18 protein-coding genes and 1 pseudogene are annotated in these 20,108 nt (G+C 64.3%); 11 read left to right on the top strand and 8 right to left on the bottom strand.

Annotation, left to right across the window (positions count from 1 at the left end; translation table 11 throughout):
• Positions 1-37 precede the first annotated feature (37 nt).
• The 6 genes from EOA24_RS02270 to guaD are packed head-to-tail and all read left to right on the top strand — an operon-like array spanning position 38 to position 7,310.
• Positions 38-1,612 (top strand): ABC transporter ATP-binding protein, encoded by a 1,575-nt coding sequence (locus EOA24_RS02270; protein WP_126078767.1) that lies wholly within the window; start codon positions 38-40, stop codon positions 1,610-1,612.
• Positions 1,612-2,670 (top strand): ABC transporter permease, encoded by a 1,059-nt coding sequence (locus EOA24_RS02265; protein WP_126078766.1) that lies wholly within the window; start codon positions 1,612-1,614, stop codon positions 2,668-2,670. The genes EOA24_RS02270 and EOA24_RS02265 overlap by 1 nt, the downstream gene beginning before the upstream one ends.
• Positions 2,671-2,683: 13 nt before the next feature.
• Positions 2,684-3,619 carry an ABC transporter permease gene (locus EOA24_RS02260; protein WP_126078765.1) on the top strand — a complete coding sequence of 312 codons (936 nt, stop codon included), beginning with the start codon at positions 2,684-2,686 and terminating at the stop codon, positions 3,617-3,619.
• 10 nt (positions 3,620-3,629) lie between these two features.
• Positions 3,630-5,030: an 8-oxoguanine deaminase gene (locus EOA24_RS02255; RefSeq protein WP_126078764.1), complete on the top strand. Its 1,401-nt coding sequence runs from the start codon at positions 3,630-3,632 to the stop codon at positions 5,028-5,030.
• Between the two features lie 18 nt (positions 5,031-5,048).
• Positions 5,049-5,900, top strand: coding sequence for an aromatic ring-hydroxylating dioxygenase subunit alpha (locus EOA24_RS02250; protein ID WP_126083501.1), 852 nt, complete (start codon positions 5,049-5,051; stop codon positions 5,898-5,900).
• Positions 5,901-5,927: 27 nt separating this feature from the next.
• Positions 5,928-7,310, top strand: coding sequence for a guanine deaminase (gene guaD / locus EOA24_RS02245; RefSeq protein WP_126078763.1), 1,383 nt, complete (start codon positions 5,928-5,930; stop codon positions 7,308-7,310).
• Positions 7,311-7,437: 127 nt separating this feature from the next.
• Here guaD and EOA24_RS42770 read toward each other — a convergent pair.
• The 7 genes and pseudogenes from EOA24_RS42770 to EOA24_RS02210 all read right to left on the bottom strand — a co-directional run.
• Positions 7,438-7,515, bottom strand: a pseudogene (locus EOA24_RS42770) (NADP oxidoreductase coenzyme); the annotation flags it as partial.
• Between the two features lie 13 nt (positions 7,516-7,528).
• A complete protein-coding gene (locus EOA24_RS02235; protein WP_126078762.1) occupies positions 7,529-8,263 on the bottom strand; it encodes a ribonuclease activity regulator RraA in 735 nt (244 codons plus the stop codon).
• Between the two features lie 23 nt (positions 8,264-8,286).
• On the bottom strand, positions 8,287-9,450 hold the full coding sequence (locus tag EOA24_RS02230; RefSeq protein ID WP_126078761.1) for a mandelate racemase/muconate lactonizing enzyme family protein: 1,164 nt from the start codon (positions 9,448-9,450) through the stop codon (positions 8,287-8,289).
• 29 nt (positions 9,451-9,479) lie between these two features.
• Entirely contained in the window at positions 9,480-10,577 is a 1,098-nt protein-coding gene (locus tag EOA24_RS02225) for an ABC transporter ATP-binding protein (RefSeq protein ID WP_126078760.1), read from the bottom strand.
• A gap of 126 nt (positions 10,578-10,703) precedes the next feature.
• Complete coding sequence (locus EOA24_RS02220) at positions 10,704-11,594, bottom strand: carbohydrate ABC transporter permease (protein ID WP_126062425.1); 891 nt, start codon at positions 11,592-11,594, stop codon at positions 10,704-10,706.
• On the bottom strand, positions 11,591-12,550 hold the full coding sequence (locus EOA24_RS02215) for a sugar ABC transporter permease (RefSeq protein ID WP_126083500.1): 960 nt from the start codon (positions 12,548-12,550) through the stop codon (positions 11,591-11,593). The genes EOA24_RS02220 and EOA24_RS02215 overlap by 4 nt, the downstream gene beginning before the upstream one ends.
• A 75-nt stretch (positions 12,551-12,625) precedes the next feature.
• Positions 12,626-14,107, bottom strand: a complete 1,482-nt coding sequence (locus EOA24_RS02210; protein ID WP_127256841.1) for a sugar ABC transporter substrate-binding protein — start codon at positions 14,105-14,107, stop codon at positions 12,626-12,628.
• A gap of 216 nt (positions 14,108-14,323) precedes the next feature.
• Between EOA24_RS02210 and EOA24_RS02205 the strand changes: the two genes are divergently transcribed.
• The 5 genes from EOA24_RS02205 to EOA24_RS02185 all read left to right on the top strand — a co-directional run bounded on the left by EOA24_RS02205 (position 14,324) and on the right by EOA24_RS02185 (position 19,302).
• Positions 14,324-15,034 (top strand): GntR family transcriptional regulator, encoded by a 711-nt coding sequence (locus EOA24_RS02205; protein WP_042638774.1) that lies wholly within the window; start codon positions 14,324-14,326, stop codon positions 15,032-15,034.
• 47 nt (positions 15,035-15,081) lie between these two features.
• Complete coding sequence (locus EOA24_RS02200) at positions 15,082-16,248, top strand: mandelate racemase/muconate lactonizing enzyme family protein (protein WP_126078758.1); 1,167 nt, start codon at positions 15,082-15,084, stop codon at positions 16,246-16,248.
• Positions 16,249-16,305: 57 nt separating this feature from the next.
• A complete protein-coding gene (locus EOA24_RS02195) occupies positions 16,306-17,664 on the top strand; it encodes a mandelate racemase/muconate lactonizing enzyme family protein (RefSeq protein ID WP_126078757.1) in 1,359 nt (452 codons plus the stop codon).
• Positions 17,665-17,766: 102 nt separating this feature from the next.
• On the top strand, positions 17,767-18,093 hold the full coding sequence (locus EOA24_RS02190; RefSeq protein ID WP_126078756.1) for an NIPSNAP family protein: 327 nt from the start codon (positions 17,767-17,769) through the stop codon (positions 18,091-18,093).
• Between the two features lie 9 nt (positions 18,094-18,102).
• Positions 18,103-19,302, top strand: coding sequence for a mandelate racemase/muconate lactonizing enzyme family protein (locus EOA24_RS02185; protein WP_126078755.1), 1,200 nt, complete (start codon positions 18,103-18,105; stop codon positions 19,300-19,302).
• A 56-nt stretch (positions 19,303-19,358) separates the two neighbouring features.
• On the opposite strand, the gene EOA24_RS02180 is transcribed toward EOA24_RS02185, so the two are convergent.
• A partial coding sequence (locus tag EOA24_RS02180; protein WP_133374451.1) for an NAD(P)-dependent oxidoreductase occupies positions 19,359-20,108 on the bottom strand: 750 nt, incomplete at its 5' end.

Here is a 20,108-nt window from a genome sequence, read left to right as displayed (position 1 = left end):
TGACCTGCCATAACGCAGCGCATTGCGGCAGACCGGCATGAACGCCACGCAGGACCGCTACATCGCGGCGCCGGGAACGGCGCCGCTGGTGCAGCTGAAGGGTATCGCCAAATATTTCCCGGGCGTCGTCGCCAACCAGGACGTCGATCTCGACGTGCTTCCGGGAGAGATCCACGCGCTGCTCGGCGAGAATGGCGCCGGCAAGTCGACGCTGATGAACATTCTCACCGGCATCTACCAGCCCGATGCAGGCGAGATCACCATCGACGGCTACGCCAAGGAGTTCGCCACGCCGCTCGACGCAATCGCGGCCGGCATCGGCATGGTGCACCAGCATTTCAAGCTGGTGCAGGCCTTCACCGTGGCCGAGAACATCCACCTCGGCTGGAGCGAGACGCCCCGGCTTGCCTCCGCTCGTAAGCTGGAGGCGCGGACGAAGGCGCTGGCCGAACGCTTCAACCTGCATGTGCGTGCGGACGTGCGCATCAACGAGCTTTCGACCGGCGAGCAACAGCGCGTCGAGATCCTGCGCGTGCTCGCCCGCCAGGCCCGCATCCTCATCCTCGACGAACCGACGGCAGTGCTGACTCCGGCCGAGGCGCGCGAGCTCTTCAAGGCGCTGCGTGAATTCACCTCGCGCGGCAACGCGGTCATCTTCATCAGCCACAAGCTGGACGAGGTGCTGGAAATCTCCGACCGCATCACCATCCTGCGCGGCGGCCGCAGGATCGCGACGCACGACACATCCGAATGCAACCCCCGGATGCTGGCGCGGCTCATGGTCGGCCGCGACATCGTGCTCGCCGACATGCGGCAGCGGCCGCCCGGCGCGGCGCCCCGGTCGGCGGAGCCGATCCTGAGGCTGGAAAGCGTCTCGGCGCTCGACGACGGCGGAAAAACTGCGCTCCACGACATCACCCTCGACATCCATGCGGGCGAGATCGTCGGCATTGCCGGCGTCGCCGGCAACGGGCAACGCGAGCTCAGCCACGTGCTCACCGGACTCCGGCGCATCGCCTCGGGACGCATCGTCGTGGACGGCGCGCCGCTCGGGGCGGGGGATGCTGCTGCGTTCAGCGAGCTCGGCATCGGCCACATCCCGGAGGACCGGCTGCGCAGCGGGCTGGCCCCGGCGATGAGCGTCGCCATCAACGCCGTGATGCGCGAATACAAGAAGCCGCCCATCGGCTCCGGCGGGCTCTATCGCTCGGGCGCCGCGACCCTGCTTGCGCGCGAGATCGCCAAGGCCGCGGACGTCGCCGTGCCGGACTTCGCCATGCCGGTCCGCAACCTGTCGGGCGGCAACCAGCAGCGTCTGGTGGCGCGCCGCGAGATGCGCATCGCCCACAAGGTGCTGGTCGCCGCCTATCCCAGCCGCGGGCTCGACGTCGGCGCCATCAACACGATGCTGCGCTACATCGTCGAGCTGCGCGACGCAGGCGCCGGCATCGTGCTTATCTCGGAGGACCTGGAGGAACTCCTCAACCTCTCCGACCGCATCGCCGTGCTCTATGAAGGCCGGCTCATGGGCGCGCTAGACAACGACAAGATCGACGTCGAGCAGATCGGCCTGCTGATGGGCGGCCGCATCGTGCGGAAGGAGGCGGCGTGATGCTGCAGGGCCTGCGCCTCCAGCGGCTGCCATCCGTCCAGCCTGGCATCGCGCTCGCCATGCGCGCGCTGGCCATTGCCATCGTGGTGCTGGCCGCATCCATCGCGCTGCTGGTGGCAGGCGAAGACCCGCTCGCGCTGGGCGCGCAGCTCGTCAGCGCCACCTTCAGCTCCACCTTCGGGATGGAGGATTTCGGGCTGCTCGTGATCCCGCTGATCCTCACCGGCCTGTCGGTGGCGGTCGGCCAGCAGATCGGGACCTGGAACATCGGCGCCGAAGGACAATTCCTCGTCGGCGCCTTCGCAGCCACCGCGGTCGGACTGTTCGTGCCCGGCCCTGCCTGGCTCATCCTGCCGCTGATCATTGCCGCCGGCGCGCTCGGGGGCGTCGTCTGGATCCTGGTCCCCACACTGGCGCGCGCCTTCGTCGGCGTGAACGAGCTGATCACGACGCTGCTGCTCAACTTCGTGGCCGCGCTGCTCGTCTACTACGTCTCGACCGGCCCGTGGCGCGACCGCGTCGGCATGTCCAACTCCTCGACGCCGCGGATCACGGTCGAGATGCCCGAATTCTGGGGGCTGATTCACTGGGGCCTGCCGATCGCCATACTGATAGCGCTGGCCGCCGCCGCGATCCTCGCCTTCTCCCGCTGGGGTTACGAGGTGCGGCTGTCCGGCTCGAACCCTTCGGCCGCGGCCTATGCCGGCATCGCGGTGGGGCGCCACATCATCACCGTGATGCTGCTGTCGGGCCTGATCGCCGGCGTCGCCGGCGCCTTCGAGCTCGCCGGCACGGTGCACCGCCTGCAGGGCGGGATTTCCAACAACTTCGGCTATCTCGGTATCATGGTCGCGGTGCTCGCTCGCAACTCCTGCGTCGGCGTCATCTTCACCGGCATACTCATGGCCTTCATCCTCAACTCCGGCATCATCCTGCAGACACAGGGCATCACCACCTCCGCGGTGCTGGCGATGACCGGGGCGATCCTGTTCCTGACGGCGATCGGCGACGAGCTCGCGCATTACCGCATCCTCCGCACCGCGTCGACGAGAGCATAGAGCGAGACCGACATTGGACCTCTTGACCGGAATTCTCGCCACAACCTTTCTCGCCGGCGGCGTGCTGGCGCTCGCGGCCATGGGCGAGGTGCTCGCCGAGCGCGTCGGCGTCGTCAATCTCGGCGCCGAAGGGCTGATGGCGATGGGCGCGATCACCGGCGTAGCGACCGTCGCGGCCGTTCCTTCGCCGGCGCTCGGCTTTGCCGCGGCGCTCGTGGTCGGGGCGCTGTTCGGCATGGTCTTCGCTTTCGCCACGGTGACCGTCCGGGCGAACCAGGTTCTCTGCGGCCTGGCGCTGACGCTGATCGGCACCGGGCTCGCCAACACCATCGGCCGCAGCTACTCCGGCACGCCATCGGCCGCGGTCTTTGAGCGTGTCGAGGTGCCGCTGCTGAGCGACATCCCGATCCTCGGGCCGGCGCTCTTCTCGCAGAACGTGCTGCTCTACCTCATCTACATCGTCCTGCCGCTCGGCCTGCACTATCTGCTGTTCCACACACGGCACGGGCTCAACATGCGCGCCGTCGGCGAGAACCCGGCCGCCGCCGACGCCGGCGGCATCCCGGTCGGCCTGATCCGCTTCGCCTATGTCACCGCGGGCGCGGCGCTGTGCGGCGGCGCCGGCGCCTACCTGACGCTCGCCTTCGTGCCGGCCTGGTCGGACGGCATGGTCGCAGGGCGCGGGTGGATCGCGGTCTCGCTCGTCATCTTCGCCGGTTACCGGCCGGTCAACGCCGTGCTCACGGCGCTGCTGTTCGGCCTCATCACGTCGATCGGCTTCGTCGGTCAGGCGCGCAACTGGCCGGTGGCCGCGCCGTTCCTGTCGATGCTGCCCTATCTCGGCACCATCGCACTGATGATCGTGCCGGTGCTCGCCTGGCAGAAAGTGCGCCGCCTGATGGCCGCGCCGGCCGCTCTCGGCGAGCCGTTCTACCGCGATGTACGCTGATGGGCGGCCGGTGACGACGCTTCTGGTCAAGAATATCGATCATCTCGCGACGTTCGACGACGCGCGCCGCGAGATCTCGGGCGGCGCGCTGTTCGTCCGCGACAATGTGATCGACAAGGTCGGCACGACGGCCGAACTCGCAGGGTTTGAGGCCGATGCGGTGCTCGACCTCTCCGGCCATGTCGTCATGCCGGGCATGGTGAACACCCACCACCACATGTACCAGAACCTGACGCGCGTCATGGTGCAGGAGGACGAGCTGATGGTCTGGCTGAAGACGCTCTATCCGATCTGGGCGGAGCTTGACGATGACGCTATTGGCGTCTCCGCCCGTATCGCCATGGCCGAGCTCATCCATTCCGGCTGCACGACCAGCTCGGACCACCTCTACATCCTGCCCAACAACTGCACGCTGGATTCGACGATCGAGGCGGCGCGCGAAATCGGCCTGCGCTTCCATGCGGCCCGCGGAGCGATGTCGCGCGGCGAGAGCCAGGGCGGACTGCCGCCGGACCGCTGCGTGGAGAAGGAAGACGCCATCCTCAAGGATGCGGAGCGCCTGATCCACACCTATCACGACGCGTCGCGCCACTCGATGGGCCGCATCGTGCTCGCGCCCTGCTCACCCTTCTCGGTGACGCCGGAGCTGATGCGCGACGCGGCCGCGCTGGCGCGGCAGCATCCCGGCGTGAGCCTCCACTCGCATCTGGCGGAAGAGCTGTTCGAGGAGAAGTACTGCCACGAGATCTATGGCATGCGGCCGGTCGAGTTCGCTGAGTCTGTGGGCTGGCTCGGCGATGACGTCTGGTTCGCCCACTCGATCTTCATGACGAGCGGGGAGATAGACCGCTTCGCCGAGACAGGCACGGGCGTCGCGCATTGCCCGTCGGCCAACATGCGCTGCGGACAGGGCATCGCGAAAATCCGTGAGATGCTGGACAAGGGCGTGAAGGTCGGCCTCGGCGTCGACGGCTCGGCCTCCAACGACACGTCTAACATGTTCATGGAGGCGCGGCTCGCGCTGATGCTGCAGCGCGTCGCGCCGCACCACTACCTTTCCGAGAAGCCGGGCGGGCGCGGCGGCTTCGGCGGCACCCCGACCGCGCTTTCGGCACGCGAGGCGCTGGAGATGGCGACGCGCGGCGGGGCGGCGCTGCTCGGCCGCGACGACATCGGCCATCTCGCCCCTGGCATGAGCGCTGATTTCATCGCGGTGAGGCGCGACCAGCTCGGCCTGTCGGGAACCGGACGCGACCCGCTCGCGGCGCTGGTGCTTTGCGGGCCCTTCCGCGTCGACTATTCCTATATCAACGGCAGGGAGATCATCGGCAAGGGCGCGTTCCGGTCCTTCGACGTCGAGGAGGCTCTTGCCGACCACCGCGCAGTGATGAACAGGATATACAACCAGTAGAGGGAGACGGGCATGGCCATGCAAGCCGAGAAGGCTGCTCTCGACCAGTGGTACTGCATAGAGGCGCTGGACGACATTCCGGTCGGCGCGATGCGCAACAGGTTGCTGGGCGTCGATCTCAGCGTCAGCCGCGATGCCGGCGGCAAGGTTGTCGTCACGCGCGCGGGCGACAGCGAGGCTTTGCCGATACGCGAACGCTACGGCTATTTGTGGGTGACGCTCGGCGCGCCCGAACGCGACGTCCTGCCGATCCCCGAGACGCAAGAGGACGACCGGCGCTGGGTGATCTGCGGCGCGGTCTCGGTCAGGGCCTCGGGGCTCAGGATCGTCGAGAACTTCCTCGACATGGCGCATTTCCCCTTCGTTCACACCGACATCCTCGGCGCCGAGCCGCATACGGAGGTGCGGCACTACACGACAGAGATCCGTCGCGACGTCGACGAGGTCTGGGCGACCAATTGCGAGTTCTTCCAGCCGCAGGCGGCGCTGTCCGCGACCGGAGGCATCATGACGCAGTACATGTACCGCGTCGCCAATCCCTTCGCGGTCATGCTCTACAAGACATGCCCGAACTCGGCGAACCGCTGGGACGTCATCTGCCTGTTCGTCCAGCCGGTCGAGCCGGACCGCTGCCGGGCTCATCCGGTGATGTTCCTGATCGATGACGTCTCGACGACGGCAGCGCTCGTCCAGTTCCAGCAGCTCATCTTCCTGCAGGACCGGATCATTTTGGAGAACCAGCGGCCGCGGCTTCTGCCGCTCGAGCCCCGCGCCGAAATCCCCACCCGCGCGGACGCCTCCTCGGTGGCCTACCGCCGCTGGCTGAAGGAAAAGGGCATCGTCTACGGCACCACGGCCATGGCCGCGTGAGCGGCAGCCTGGCCGCGCGAAGGCAACATGACCGACCTCAAGGGCAAGACATTGCTCGCCTCCGGCTTCCACGCGCCGGAGCGCGGCAGCATAGACGAGCTTCGCGACGCGCTGATCGCGGTTCGCGAGGACGGCGTCATCGCCTCCGTGCTGAGGCCGGGCGACGAAGCCTATGAGGCCGCCGTCAGCGCGGCGGCCAGGGCAGGGACGCTCGTCCGGCTGCCGAAGGGCCACTATCTGCTGCCCGGGCTTGTCGACCTGCACGTGCACGCGCCGCAATACCCTCAGCTCGGCCAGGCGCTTGACGTGCCGCTGGAGGTCTGGCTGCACAAGTACACCTTTCCGCTTGAGGCGCGTTACGCCGACGTCGCGTTTGCCCGGCGCAATTACGGCCTGCTGGTCGAAGACCTGCTCGCCAACGGCACGACGACCGCGCTCTATTTCGCCACCATCCACCGCGACGCGACCCGCATCCTCGTCGACGCCTGCCTAGAGCGCGGCCAGCGCGCCCTGGTCGGCAAGGTGGTCATGGACAACGCCGACCAGTGCCCCGACTACTATCGCGACGCCTCCGCGCAAGCGGCGGTCGACGGCGCGGCCGAGCTGATCGACTATGTCCGCGCGCACCCGGACAACGGGCACGGCCTGGTCCGTCCGGTGGTGACACCGCGTTTCATCCCCGCATGCACGGATGCCTCGCTCGTCGAGCTGGGAGCGCTCGCGAAGAGCTGCGGCTGCCATGTGCAGACGCATTGCTCGGAGAGCGACTGGGAGCATGGCTACGTGCTGGAGCGGTACGGCGTGACCGACACCGCGGCCCTCGACCGGTTCGGGCTGCTTGGCCGATTGAGCGTGCTCGCGCATGCCAACTTCATCACGCCGGACGACATGGACACGATCCGGGTGCGCCGTTCGGCGGTCGCCCACTGCCCGCTCTCCAACGCCTACTTCGCCAATGCAGTCTTTCCGCTGAAGGCAGCGCTGGAGAAGGGGCTCATTGTCGGGCTCGGAACCGACATTTCGGGCGGGCCGAGCGCCTCGCTCTTCGACGGCATGCGCGGCGCGGTCATGGCATCACGCATGCTGGAGACCGGCACCGACCCCGACGTGCCGCCGGAAAAGCGGAGCAGCCGGAGGGCCGCGCGGATCGATTTCCGCGACGCCTTCCACCTCGCAACCGCCGCGGGCGGGACCGCGCTCGACCTGCCGGTCGGGCAGTTCGCGGCGGGCTATCATTTCGATGCCTGCGTCATCGACACCCAAGCCGTGGGCGGCACGATCAGGCTGCTGCAGGAAGACCTCGACCGTGGCGAAGGCATCCTGCACAAGATCGTCTACACTGCGTCCAGGACGAACATCGCAATCGTCTGGGTAGGCGGCCGCGCTGTGGCCGGCGGGTTCCCTTCGTAGATACGATTTCAATTCTGTAGCCAATATCGGATGGAACGGATACCCAATCGACCCGCTGCTTCAATGGGTTACAAGACGTAATCGCGCCCGACCAGTTCACGGCCTCGATCACACGGTCGCAGACCGATTACTGCACCTTCTTGAACAACTTCTGGAAGATGAGCTGGCCCCAAGCGCGGCCACGTGCCTGCACCAGCGCTCCGCCTCGTTGAGCTTTCCTAACGTCTCGTCTTGCGCCACGCCTCATACTCACCGCGGGCATCATCGTGCAGCGGATAATAGCGCTGCAAGGGCGCGCCCTGCATGAGCTTCTCTCGGGAAAACTCTTCCCAGTCATGATGCTTCTGCGCCTCCTCGATCACCATGGGCGCCATCGAGACGGGAACCACTACGGCCCCGTCATCGTCGGCGACGATGATGTCGCCGGGGATCACCGTGACGCCGCCGCAGGCGATCGGGACGTTGACGGCATTGGGATAGATGCTGGTCTGCACATGATAGTTGGGCGTCCAGCCGCGCAGCCATAGCGGCAGGTCGAGCTTCTCGACATTGGGCCGGTCGCGCATGCATCCGTCGATGACAATGCCCGCGCCGCCCCGGCCCTTGAAATAGGTCGACATCATGTCGCCGAAGACGCCCGATCTCATGTCGCCGCGCGCGTCGACCACGACCACGTCGCCTTCCTGCGCGTGGTAGAGCACATGCCGGTGCAACTGCGTTTCCGGATCGGCATATTCGCCTTCGTTGAAGAGGTCCGGCCGCTGCGGCAGGAACTGCAGCGTCAGCGCCGGTCCGACGATCGACTTGCCGTGGTTCTGCGCCACCGGGCCGACCATGTGCGGGCTGCGGAAGCCCATATGGCCTAGCGTGCCGGCAACCGTCGCGGCGCCGATCTCCTTCAGCGCTTCGATCAGGTCCTTGGACGGTCGCGTGATGTCGGTTGTATGCGTCATTGTCGGACTCCGGGTGAGATGGACTACCAGTTGGTGACGGAACCGTCGCGGCGCTTGAGATGCGGCGCCTCCCAGAAGCGAAAACTCTGCGCCTGGATCGCCGCCTCGTTGACCTCGACGCCCAGCCCCGGCAGATCGCCGACAGGGTAATGGGTGCCGTCCAGCCGCGGTTGCACGGGAAAAAACTCGGAATTGTCGAAGCCCAGCTTCCTTTCGGGCACCCTGGTTTCGAGCCAGGCGAAGTTGGGCACCGCGGCGCCCAGATGGATGGTCGCGGCCGTGCACACCGGGCCAAGCGGATTGTGTGGCATCAGGTCGACATAATGCGCTTCGCTCCAGCCGGCGACCTTCATCGTCTCGGTGAGCCCGCCGACATTGCAGACATCGAGTCGGTTGAATTGGTGGATGCCGCGCTCGATATAGGGCAGGAACTGCCACTTGCTGGCAAACTCCTCGCCGATGGCGAAGGGGATGTCGGTCATCCCGCGCAGGCTCTCATAGGCCTCCGGCGCTTCGTCGCGGATCGGCTCCTCGAGAAAATCGAGCACGCCGCGGCCAAGCTTGCCGCAGAAGCTCGCCGCCTCGGCCACCGACAGCCGATGATGATAGTCGATGCCGAGCACCACGTCGTCACCCAGCGCCTCGCGCGCCTTGTTCAGCATGCTAGCGGTGGGACCTATCGACTCGCGCGGCTCGAAAATGTCCCTGCTGCTTTGTCCGGCGGGGAAGAAGCGGATCGCCTGCCATCCTTCGGCATGCAGTTCGCGCGCTCGTTCGATGGCGGCGTCGCCCTCGGCCTCGTCTCCGGTCGAGGCGAAGGTGGGGATGCGATCACGCTGCTTGCCGCCGAGCAGCTCGTAGACCGGCACGCCTAGCGCCTTGCCCTTGATGTCGTGAAGCGCGATGTCGATCGCGGAGATCGCCGCCTGCAGAACCCGCCCGCCTTCGAAATACTGGCTGCGATAGAGTTCTTGCCAGATCCGGCCGATCTGCATGGCGTCGCGGCCGATGAGAAATTCGCGATAGTGCTCGACCGCACCGGCCACGGCCTTCTCGCGACCGCTCAGGCCGCTCTCGCCCCAGCCGAAGATGCCCTGGTCGGTCTCAACCTTGACGAGCATCTGGTTACGGGTCCCGACCCACACCGGGTAGGGCTTGATCGCGGTGATCTTCATCTTCGTCGTCATTCCCCCTCATGTCTCATGCGTTCGCCGTCTCAACTGGCCTCGAGCGCCATTTCCGTTTCGCTGTCGAACAGGTGCATGCGCTCCTGGTCGAACTCGAGCCAGATCTGCTCGTCGGGTGCGACGGCGACGTTGGGGGACACGCTGATATTGACGATGGCGCCGGAGAGGAACGCCTGCACGAAGGTGACGTCTCCGGTCGGCTCCACCGTATAGGCCTTGGCCGGAATAGCGCTGGGAACCGCGCTCTTGTGCAGCTTGATCGTCGAATGTCGCGCGCCGAGCACGACCTTCCTGGTGGTCGCTTTCTGGACCTTGCGCGCATTGCGTTGCGACAGCTCAAGACTCCAGCCTTCCGCGCTCGTCAGGACGGCGCCGCCATTTGCCGTCGACCCCTCCAGCGGAATAAGGCTCATCGCCGGACTGCCGACGAAGCTCGCGACGAACATATTGGCGGGATGGGCGAAAACCTGCGCCGGCGAATCATATTGCTGCAGGTAGCCGCCATTCATCACCGCCATCCTGTCCGCCATGGTCACGGCCTCGAGCTGGTCGTGCGTCACATAGATGATCGTCGCCTTGAGGTCCTGGTGGAACCGCTTGATCTCGGATCGCATCTGCACGCGCAGCTTGGCGTCGAGATTGGAGAGCGGCTCGTCCATCAGGAACACCGCAGGATCGCGCACGAGGGCGCGTCCGAGCGCCACGCGCTGCTGTTGCCCGCCTGAAAGCTCGCGCGGCTTGCGTTCGAGCAGCTGCGTCATGTCGAGGACCCGCGCTGCTTCCCTGACTTTTCTGTCGATCTCGTCCTTGGGCAGCTTGCGCATCTGCAGTGGGAAGGCGAGGTTCATATAGACCGACTTTTGCGGATAGAGCGCGTAGTTCTGGAACACCATGGCAATGTCCCGGTCCTTGGGGTCGAGGTCGTTGACCACCCGGTCGCCGATGACGATGTCGCCCGATGTGACCGAGATCAGGCCCGCGACGAGATTGAGCGTGGTCGTCTTGCCGCAGCCGGAGGGCCCGACAAGCGCAACGAACTCGCCGTCATTGATTGTCAGCGAAACGTCGTTGACGGCTTTGAAGCTGCCATAGGTCTTGACGAGATCTTTGAGGACCACATGGGCCATGCAGGCAGCTCCCTAGAGCATGATGCCGAAAAGTGTGAAGCGGTTTTCGGACGACATCATGCTCTATCTCTTTGATTTAGAGCCGGATTCAGATTTCAGGTCGGTTCGACCTGAAATCATCCGGCTCTAGTGCTTGACCGCGCCTTCCGTGAGGGCGCGCACGAAGTATCGTTGCAGGAGGAGGAACAGCACCACGACGGGCACGCTCATCATGAAGCTGGCCGCCATCAGGCCAGGAAAGTCCGTCGTGTTCTCCGAGAAGAAGCGCTGGATGCCGACGGGCAGCGTCAGCTGTTCGTTCTTGGAGAGGAAGGTGTAGGCGTAGATGTACTCGTTCCAGGCGCCGATGAAGGAATAGATCGCGGTGGCGATGATGCCCGGCGTCGAGAGCGGCATCACGATCAGCATGAAGGCCTGGAACCGCGTTGCGCCGTCGATGCGCGCCGCCTGCTCGAGCTGCACCGGGATGTTGTCGTAAAAGCCCTTCAAGAGCCAGATCGCCAGCGGCAGGCCGAAGGTGAGGTAGGTGAGAACAAGCGAGCCATGCGTGTTCACCAGTCCGATCGCGCGCATCAGGATGAAGAGCGGCACCAGGAAGATCACCGCCGGGAACATGTTGCGCAGCAGGACGGCGAAGAAAAGGAAGTTCCGACCTGGGAAGGTGAAGCGCGAGAACGCGTAGGCCGCGGGAACCGCCACGATCACCGAAAGGATCGTCGTGGCGGTCGAGACGATGAGACTGTTCCAGAAGAAGCGCAGGAAATCCTGGCCGACGCTGTTCTGCGGATCGAGCAGTTTCTGGTAGCTGTCGAGTGTAGGTTGGTCAGGCCACCATTGCGGCGGAAACTGCATCGCCGCGAAGCCGGACTTGATCGAGGTGAGCAGCATCCAGATCATCGGCAGCGCGGTGTAAAGGAGCATGAACAGCAGAAAGGCGCGCCCGCCCCATCGCCATCCGTCAATCCGCACCCGGCGGACGGACCGGCCTCGTGAGATTGTCTCGGAAACCGTGCTCATGCGCTGCCGTCCTTCCGCTCGTTGCCGCTCAGCGCGCGGACATAGAAGTAGCCGAGCGTCATCAGGATGATGAACAGAAGCACCGAATAGGCCGATGCCACGCCCCAGCGCTGGCGGCCGAAGGCAAGCTCATAGATATGGGTGATCCAGATATGCGAAGCGTTGGACGGGCCACCGCCGGTCATGATCCAGGGAATGATGAAGGAGTTGAAGTTGGCGACCGCGAGCAGCAGGATCGTCACCGTCGAGACATTGCGCAAATGCGGGAAGGTGACGTGCCAGAAGCGTTGCCACGCATTCGCCCCATCGACTTTCGCGGCGCGCAGCAACTGCTCGGGCACGGTCTGCAGACCGGCCGTCATCATGATCATGGCGAAAGGGAACTCGCGCCAGATGTTGACGACGATCAGAGAGGGCAGCACCGTTGAGACGCTGTCGATGAAATTCGGCGGTCGCTCGGCCCATCCGAGCTCGACCAGCACCGCGCCGATAATCCCGAAATCCGAATGGTAGATCCACTTCCAGATATAGGAGGCGGCGACCGCGCTGATGACCCAGGGAATGATCAGGATGGCGCGCAGGACGCCGCGGCCGACGAAATCGCGATGCAGCGCCAGCGCGGCGGCAAACCCCAGGGCGAAGGAAAAGAAAGTGGATGCGATTGTCCAGATCAGGGTGTTGAAGGTGACCTGCCAGAACACCCCGCTGGTCAGGATGGCCGTGTAGTTGTTGAAACCGACGAAGATCTTGTCGCGGAGCTGCAGGCCGGGCGGCGTGTTGAAGAACGACAATTCGATCGTGTAGTAGATCGGATAGGCGATGACGATGAGCATCACGGCAATCGCCGGAAGCACATAGGCATAGTCGGCGCGATGCTCCCACATCTTGCGAAGCACATCGGACCTGGCGGATTGCAGTCTTCGGCGAGCCTCGGCCTTGCCGCTCACGATCGTCACTGGCGTGCCCTTGTTCATCGGAACGAACCGGCTGCGTTGTCGGCGCAGCCGGTGAGATCGCAGGTCAGGCTAGGGCTAGAGTCCGCCGCCCATCAGGTCTTTCACCTTCTTGGCCGCGTCGTCCGCCGCCTGGTCGACGGTCATCGCTCCGGTCAGGGCATTCTGCAGCATGTCCGGGACGATGATGTTCATGATCTCGGGCGACTGCGGCAGGGCCGGGAACGGAATGCCGTATGGCAGCATCGACGTCGTGACATCGAGGAACTTGATGCTGTCCAGACGCTCCTTCATCCATTTGGTCTTGAAGCCGTTGAGGTTGCCGGGGTTCGAGCCGGCGTAAGCCATCTTCAGCGACCATTCCGGGCTCGTCCACATGCAGATGATGGCCTTCGCCGCCGGCTCGTCCACCTTGCCGCCCTCTACATATTCGGCCTTCAGGATGTGGATGTTCGAACCGCCGAAGACGACGGCGCGCTTGCCGTCGGGACCGGTCGGAATGAGGCCGTAGCGCATATTGTCGATGACGGTCTGCGCCTTGTCCTTGTCAGTGCCCGTCGCCTTCTTCTGCAGGTCGAGCATGACGTTGTAGTCGGACGGATGCGAGATCATCATGCCGAGCTGGCCGGCCAGGAACAGCGGCTGGTTGTCGGCCTGCTGGTTGGTGAGCGCCGAAACCGGAACCGATTTGTCGCGGACATACATGTCGTAGGAAGCCTGCAGCGCCGCCTTGCTCTGCGGGCTGTTGAGCTCGATGTCCTTGTAGGTCGGGTTTGCCGCGGCTTCGTCGAAAACGCCGCCGCCATACGCCCATAGCTGCGGCATGAAGCGGTAGGGCGTGTTGCCGGCATTCTTGCGCGCCACGAGGCCGTAGCCGGCAATGCCGAGCTTGTCGTGGATCTGCTTGGAATATTTGACCACGTCGTCCCAGGTGGCCGGCGGCTTGTTCGGATCGAGGCCGGCGCGCTTGAAGATGTCGGCATTCCAGATGAAGGCCATCGTCTCGTTGTTGGTCGGAATGCCGTAGGTCACGCCGTCCCAGGTCACGGCCTTCATGGCGCCGGGCCAGAAATCCTCGGTCGAATAGCCGACGTCCTCGGGTTTCAGCGGCTGCAGATAGCCCTTCGAGGCGAACTCGGTTCCGCCCAGGATTTGCAGGCGGACCGCCATCGGCGCCGCGTTGCCGAGGAGCGCGGTGCGAAACTTGTCGAGCAGGTCGTTATAGGTGAGGGCCTGTTCCTCGAGCTGGATGTTCGGGTAGGTCTTGCGGAAGGTTGCGAAGAAATCCTTGTAGTACTGGCGCAGGAGGTCGGGGTCGCCCTCGAACACGCCCTGATACCAGAAAGTCAGTCGCCCCTTGTAGTCGAGCGGGGTGACCTTGGCGCAATCGCCTGCCGTGTCGAAATCCTGCGTGCCGGCAATCGAGCGCACATATTCCGGCGACCACTTGCTCAGGTCGACCGGGGGCGCGGCAAGCGCCGGACCCGACATCAGCGATATCGTCAAAGCAGTGGAAACGGCGCCGCGCAGAACGGCACCGCCGACTGTGATCCTCCTCATAGGTCTCCTCCCAGGTTCTCCTATGCCGCTCTGCGCCTAGGCAAAGCGGTCCTTGCTCGTTTCGATCGCGGGGATATTTCTCCGCCCTAATGTATCCCTTCGATCACTTCATACGTTTTCAGATCGCAGAATAGCTGTCAACGCAACAAATCGTACATTGTTTGTCGAAGATGTGCGTGATATCGGTCAGATCGTGTATTGGACTAGGGGACGGCGATGGCGGAAACGAGTGATTTCAAAGCAGAGCCACCCGAGGGGATTGACGCTCTCGGGGCATCGAGCGAGGGCGCCTCGCTTTACGAGCAGATAAGGGAGGACATCATCGAGGGACGGCTGGCTGCCAACGAGCGGCTCGTGGTCACCGATCTCGCCCGCCGTCACGGCACCTCGACCAATCCCGTGCGCGAGGCGCTGCAATTGTTGCGCGGCGAGGGCTTCGTCACCTTCGTTCCCAACCGGGGCGCGCGCGTCCGGCCCATAGATCAGGATTTCGTGCGCGATATCTACGAGATCGGCGTTCTCATCGAGCCCGCCCTGACGCGCTGGTTTGTGGGAATGGCGACCGAGGAGGACATCGCCGAACTCGAACGTCTCCAGGGCCTGATCGAAGAGAACAACTTCGCCGACACGTTCAGGCACAGCGAGCTGGATACCGCCTTCCACACCGTGATGTACCAGCGGCACTACAACCGCCATGCCGCCGAGCTCTGGTGGAAGCACCGAGAGGTGCTGCGGGCGGTCAGCCGGCGTTTCAATTTCACGCTTGCCCGCCGCGCCGCGATCATCCGCGAGCACCGCGAGCTCATCGCGCTCGTCAAATCGGGCGAGGCCGACAAGGCGGCCGAACTCATCGCTCGCCATGTCGAGGGCTCCGGCCGGCATGTCCTCGAACACATGCGCGCGCGCAGCGCCGCCCGGGCAGGGTAGCGGACCCGCAACATCGTCAGCCTGGCCATTCAGGGAGGATAGTCCAGATGAAAATCACGAGCATTCGGCCTTGGCTGGTCAAGTCCGACGCTTCCTATTGGGGAGAGTACCTGTTCGTGGAAGTGACGACCGACGAGGGGATCAGCGGCTGGGGCGAGATCACCACCACGACGAAGCTCGCCAACCGCGCGCTCTGCACGATCCTGCGCCAGATCGGGCTTGCCGTGGCAGGCGAGGATCCGGCGCGCATCGAGCATCTGTGGCACAAGGTCTTCCGCAGCTTCACCTATATGGGCAGCCGCGGCGCCGCCGTGGAATGCGTGAGCGCCATCGACATAGCGCTTTGGGATATCCGCGGCAAAGTTCTCGGCAAGCCGATCTATGAGCTGCTGGGCGGGCCGGTGCGCGATGAAATCTCGCTTTACACCCATCCCAACCAGGCCAAATTCACCAGCAAGGAAGCGGTGGTCCGCGAAATTCGCGACATCGTGGAGTCCGGCCACACCGGGCTCAAATTCGATCCGTTCCCGCACCAGGGTCCCAGCGTCGATGGCGTGGCCCGCGAAAGACGGGACGGCTATCTCGACGGCAGCATGACCCGCAAGGACGAGCGCGAAGCTGCCGAGCTCACGGCTCTCATCCGCGAGACGGCGGGGCCCAATGTCGACATCCTCATCGATGCGCATGGCCGCTTTGACGTTCCCACCGCCATCCGCCTGTGCCGCAGCCTCGAGGAGGCCGGCCAGATCGACTGGTTCGAGGAGCCTTGCCCGCCGGAAAGCCTCAACGCGCTTAAGCAGGTGCGCGACAAGGTCAGTGCCCCCATCTCCTGGGGCGAGCGCGGCCACACGAAATGGGATTTCGTGCCGGTGCTCGAGAACAAGCTCGCCGACTACATCATGCCCGACGTCACCTGGACCGGCGGCATCACCGAGCTCAAGAAGATTTCCGCCCTTTGCGAGGCCTATTACATCCCGGTCTCGCCGCATGACGCCGCGGGTCCGATCAATGTGGTCGCGGGAGCGCAGGTGATGATGACCGTTCCCAACTTCTACAAGCTCGAAACGTCGGAGTGGGACCTCTCCAAATACGATCACCTCATCGACAAGCCGCTCGACGTGTCGAACGGCAACCTCAAGCTGACGTCGAAGCCGGGTCTCGGTGTCGAGATGAACCGCGACTATCTGCAGGCCCACGAGATCGAGCTGGGCTAGCACTGTTTAAAGCAGGCCCGGCGGGCGGGGCCACTCCCAGCGGAACGAGGACAAATCATGCCAAAAACGGATGGAGCCGACGAGGCTCTCGATCGCATCAACACGAATTCCAGGCCCTCCGAGCTGCGCATTACCGACATGCGGGTGGCCGAGATCGTCGGCGCGCCCTTCACTTCGGCGCTGCTCAAGATCTACACGAACCAGGGCATCGTCGGGCTCGGCGAGGTGCGCGACGGCGCCAGCGCCACCTTTGCGCTGATGCTGAAGAGCCGGCTGCTCGGCGAGAACCCCTGCGATATCGACCGCCTGTTCCGCCGTATCAAGCAGTTCGGCGGCCATGGGCGGCAGGGCGGCGGCGTCTCGGCGGTCGAGATTGCGCTCTGGGATCTCGCCGGCAAGGCCTATGGCGTGCCGATCTACCAGATGCTCGGCGGCAAGTTTCGCGACCAGGTGCGCGTCTATTGCGATACGGACGCCGAGAAGCCGAGCGGCACCGAGACCGGCAAGCGCCTCAGGGCGCGCATGGAGCGCGGCTTCACCTTCCTCAAGATGGACCTGGGTCTGATGCAGATCGCCCACATTCCGGGCGCCGTGACGGCGCCCGCCGGCGCGCTCGAAGGGTTCCGCGCCAACCCGCGCGGCCGCGGCGGCACGCTCGAGGAGCGCAAGGCCCGCAATCTCGCCTATGATGCGCAGAACGTGCAGCACCCGTTCACGGGCCTGCATTTCACCGAAAAGGGCATCGACCTGCTGGAGCAATATATCCACGAGGTCCGCGAGGTCATCGGCTACGAGATTCCGTTAGCCATCGACCATGTCGGCCACATCTCGCTGCAGGACGGCATCCGCCTGTCGCGCCGTATCGAGAAATACGTGCCGGCATGGCTCGAAGACGTGATCCCCTGGCAGTACACCGAACAGTACCGGCAATTGCAGCAGGCGACGTCGGTGCCGATCTGCACCGGCGAGGATATTTATCTCAAGGAGGGCTTCGAGCCTCTGCTGAGGAGCGGCGGCCTCTCCGTTATCCATCCGGACCTGCTGACCAGCGGCGGCATCCTCGAGACAAAGAAGATCGGCGACATGGCGCAGGATCACGGCGTCGCCATGGCGATCCACATGGCCGAAAGCCCAATCGCGGCGATGGCCGCGGCGCATGTCGCGACCGCGACCGAAAACTTCATGGCGCTCGAATACCACTCCGCCGATGTCGACTGGTGGGATGATATCGTCACGGGCCTCCCCAAGCCGCTCGTCAAGGACGGCTTCATCACCGTGCCCGGCAAGCCGGGGCTGGGGATCGACGACGTCCTCGACGAGGTGATCTCGCAGCATCTGCAGCCCGGTGTCACAGGGATATGGCAATCCACCGAGCATTGGGACAATGAAAATAGCTGGGACCGGACCTGGAGTTAGCCCGGACGCCCCTGCCTTAATCCCCAAGGTCACAGAGCCACCCACCGACCATTCGTGTCGACCTCTCCCACGGGAGAGGCGGAGAAAGAAACGGACGAAACCATGATCTACGAAATGCGCATCTATGACTGCCTGCCGGGCAGGCTGCCGGCTTTGCTCAAGCGCTTTTCCGAGCAAACGCTGGCCATCTGGGAGAGGCATGGCATCCGCCAAGCCGGGTTTTTCACCACGGTGATCGGCGAGAACAACAATCGCCTCACCTATTTCCTCGCCTGGGAATCGTTGGCCGAGCGCGAGGCGAAATGGACGGCTTTCGTCACCGATCCGGTATGGCACAGGGCCCGGGACGAGTCTGAGCGCGACGGGCAGATCGTTGCCAATATCAGCAGCCAGCTGCTCACGCCGACAGCTTTCTCGTCTGTGAAATAGGACTGTGTCATGAAGATCACCGACCTGCGCTGCGCCGTCATCGGCAAGCACCCCATCGTCCGCGTCGTCACCGACGAGGGCCTCTATGGTCTGGGCGAGGTCGAATACACAAAGACCTACCTGAAACCCTTCGTGCTGCATTTCCGCGAGGCGCTGATCGGCGAGGATCCGACCGACGTCGAGCGGGTGATGCTGAAGATCCGCCAGCGCGGCTCGTTCAAGCCCTATGGCGCGGCGGTGAGCGCTATCGAGCACGCGCTGTGGGACATCGCCGGCAAGGCCGCGGGCGTGCCGGTTTACAAGCTGCTTGGCGGCAAGGTGCGTGACAAGGTGCGCGTCTACAACGGCTCGATCCGTCGCAAGCGCACGGGCGACCGACCGGAGGATTATGCCGCCGACGTCAAATGGATGATGGAGCAGCCCCAGAATTTCTTCATGGTCAAGCAGGGCATCTCGTTCCACTCCAACATGAAGGACTCCATTGAGGGCTTCCATTACGGCGTTACGCAGAAGAAGGCCGGCTATCACGGCGCCATGGATCAGGGTGTGATCAGCGAGCGCGGTTTCAATCACATGCTCGACTGCGTGGCGGCGATGAAGGAGGTGCTGGGCGACAAGGTCAGCCTGGCGCTCGACTGCGGGCCGGGCTGGATGCTGCCCGATGCGATCAAATTCGCCCGCGCCGTCGAGAAGTACAATCTGATGTGGCTCGAGGACATGCTGACCGGCGACTATGTGCCCTGGGTCAATCCGCAAGCCTATCGCGAGCTGACCACGTCCACCTCGACGCCGATCCACACCGGCGAGCAGATCTATCTGCGGCACAATTTCAAGGAGTTGATCGAGACGCAAGCGGTGCGGGTCATCGGCCCCGATCCCGCCGATATTGGCGGCATCGCCGAGCTGAAGTGGGTCGCCGAGCACGCCTATATGCACTCGATCCTGATGGCGCCGCACGGCACCGCCAACGGCCTGCTCGGCCTCGGCGCGCTGATCAACGTCTGCGCCACCTTGCCCGCGAACTATATCGCCTTCGAATATCCGAGCGCTTCCGACCCTTGGTGGGAGGACCTCGTCATCGGCCTGCCGAAACAGATCGTGAGGGACAGCATGGTGGACTTGCTGGAGGCGCCGGGGCTCGGCCTCGACATCGACGCCGAGGCGGCGAGAAAATACCTCAAGGAAGAGGATACGGGCTTCTTCGACTGACCTTGTCGCCGCTCGCCTTTGAGCGACAGGCATTGAGCTGACCCGTAAGGATCAGCTCACTGTGTCCGCCAGTCATGCTCTTGCCGGAATCCGAGGACATCGCGCAGCTTCCGGTTTGAGATCGGTCCCTCGAATGCGTCCATGGTCCGAGTGACCGGTATGTCGGGCGCATGCTTCCTGAGGAACTCCGCCGTCGGCAATTCGGACACGATGTTGTCGTTGACGGCGTTGAATATCTGGAAGCCCAAACCGTCCTTCTCGACGCACAGGTCGACGATCTGGCCGAGATCGCGCGCGTCCATATAGGTCCAGGCGTCGCGCCGCCGCTTCGAAGGATCGGCCAGGAATTCCGGAAAGCGGGCATAGTCCTTCGGCTCTACGACGCCGCCGATCCGCAGCGCATAGATGTCGGTTCCCGTGCGGGAGGCGAAAGACCGCGCGATCTTCTCGCCCAGCAATTTGGAAAGGCCGTAGCTGTCGGTCGGATCGGCGTCGTGCTCCTCATCCACCGGGAAGGATGAGAAGTCGCGTTCGCCTTCGGCAAAGCAGATGCCGTAGACCGTTTCGCTGGAGGCCGTGACGATCTTGCGGATGCCGAGCTTGGTGGCGGCTTCGATCACATTGTAGGTCGACTGCACATTGGCGGCAAACATGGCGTTGTCCGGCCGCAGGAATATCCGCGGAAGCGCTGCGAAATGGACGACGGCGTCGACCGGGCCGCGGCCCTTGCCGCCGAAATACTCGCTGAACCCGAAATGCAGCGTCAGCGCATTGTAGGCTTCGCCCGCGTCCGCAAGGTTGGTGAT

This window comes from Mesorhizobium sp. M2A.F.Ca.ET.039.01.1.1 (genome assembly GCF_003998035.1).
Classification (GTDB): Bacteria; Pseudomonadota; Alphaproteobacteria; order Rhizobiales; family Rhizobiaceae; genus Mesorhizobium.
The sequence above is the reverse complement of the archived record's forward strand: the minus strand, read 5'-3'. Positions and strand labels throughout refer to the sequence as shown.